Here is a 1,359-nt window from a genome sequence, read left to right as displayed (position 1 = left end):
CGGCGCGACCGGCGTCACCGTCCAGGGCGAGACCGACGTCAGCGTCGGCGGCGCGACATCGAGCGGCGGCCTGGTCACGGTACAGTCGACGCTCGGCGGCGTCACCGCCGGCCCGCTCGCCGGCGCGACCGGGGTGACGGTGCTCGGCCAGACCGATGTCCGCCTCGCCTCGGCGACGTCGTCGACCGGGCCGGTCGCGGTCACCGCGACCACCGGGGACGTCTCCGGCCTGGCGCTCGGCTCTCCCGCCACCGACGGGCGACTTCTCGTCAATTTCGGACGGACGGACCTGACCGCCAGCGGCGCCAGCCAGACGATCATTGTCAGCGCCGGCGGCAACGCCCAGCTCGGCACGCTCACCGCCGGAACCGGAGCCAGCCTGCTCGCGGCCGACCAGATCAGCGTCTCGGCCGATGCGGTCGACATGCTCGACGGAAGCGCCGCCAACGGAGACATCCGCGTCCTCGCGACCAGCGGCACGCTCCGGACGCGGGACGTCTCGGTCCTCGGGACAGGCCGGGTGCTTCGCCTCGGCGCCAGTGGCTCCATCGTCACGGGCACGCTGCGGAGCAATGGCGGCGACATGCTGCTGAGCGCGTCGGGGGACGTGACCGTGGGCGGCGCCTCGACCGCCCTCGGCGGCACGCCTGCGACGGGGACGATCGCGATCCTGGCCGGCAATTCGGCGTCGACGGGTGCCGTCACCGCCGGCACGCTCTCGGCGGGCGAGGACATTGCGATCTCCGCCGGCGCGGCGGTCAGCCTGACCTCGCTGACCGCGGGCGACGACATCGACGTCGACACTAACGGGGTCGTGACCTTCAACGCGGCCGTATCGACCGGAACGGGCGCAGACACGCGCGCCGTGACGTTCGCGCGGGCCTCGGCCGGCAGCACGTCCGCGATCGGCTTCGCGGGCCCTGCCGGGCAGGCCGGCCACAACATCAATATTCGCGCCGCCTCGCTCGGCAGCGTGCTCCCGATCACCGGCGACGTGGACGATGGCCTGGTCCTTGGTACGCTCGACACGAACACGGCCTTCCTCACCGCCGATGCCGGCGACATCCGCGCCGACCTGGTCGATGCGTCGGGGAATGTCGCGATCACCGCCCTCGCCGGTTCGCTCAGCGGCCGGATTCCCGGATTCGACGACGGCACCGGCGGCGCGACGATCAGCGCGCCGGGGACGGTCCGCCTCGACGTGACCGGCAGCGCGACCCTCGGCTCGGTCAACGCCGGCACGCTCACCAACGAGAGCCTGGCGACGCCCGACAGCATCCGCATCCGCAACGTCACCGCAGGAACGCTGACCCTGACGTCGGTCAGCCGCCTGCAGATCGGCACCGGCAACGTCACCGG

Annotated in this window: 1 protein-coding gene; it reads left to right on the top strand. The window is 72.9% G+C overall.

Annotation, left to right across the window (positions count from 1 at the left end; all coding sequences use genetic code 11):
• The coding region (locus E2493_RS21460; protein WP_167737667.1) for a beta strand repeat-containing protein at window positions 1-1,359 on the top strand (1,359 nt) is incomplete at both ends.

The sequence above is a fragment of the Sphingomonas parva (ex Maeng et al. 2020) genome (assembly GCF_004564275.1).
In the GTDB taxonomy this organism is placed as follows: Bacteria; Pseudomonadota; Alphaproteobacteria; order Sphingomonadales; family Sphingomonadaceae; genus Allosphingosinicella; species Allosphingosinicella parva.
Note: the sequence above shows the minus strand (reverse complement) of the source record. Positions and strands in the feature narration are given on the sequence as shown.